The organism is Pseudomonas psychrophila HA-4 (assembly GCF_000282975.1).
GTDB lineage: Bacteria > Pseudomonadota > Gammaproteobacteria > Pseudomonadales > Pseudomonadaceae > Aquipseudomonas > Aquipseudomonas psychrophila_A.
Genome location: NZ_ALJC01000040.1, coordinates 1 through 336 on the forward strand (window position 1 = coordinate 1; position 336 = coordinate 336).

At 64.9% G+C, this 336-nt stretch carries 1 protein-coding gene; it reads left to right on the top strand.

Going from position 1 to position 336, the window contains the following annotated elements; translation table 11 throughout:
- Nucleotides 1–336: contractile injection system protein, VgrG/Pvc8 family (locus B347_RS24675; protein ID WP_033387216.1), on the top strand; the 336-nt coding region annotated here is incomplete at both ends.

The following is a 336-nucleotide window of genomic DNA, read 5'->3' on the forward strand; positions in this document are numbered from 1 at the left end:
TGGCACAGCGGCAGCGGCCTGGTGCCTGAAGAACCGGCAATCAGTCGTTTTGACGTCGGCCTGAAGACCTGCTCCACCCGCAGCACCTTGCGCGACTACAACTTCGAGACCGCCAGCCGCGAGGTCGTCGCGGACTACGGGCCGGATGGCCGATCCACCGAGCGCGACCTCGAAGACTACCGCTACCCCGGCCACTTCAAACGCGAACAACGCGGCCAACTGCTGAGCCAGCGGGCATTGGAGCGTCAGCGTGCCGAGCGCTGTCAGGCACGCGGGGAAAGCGACCAGAGCGCCCTAAGCAGCGGCCATTTCATGACATTAAGCGAGCACCCACAG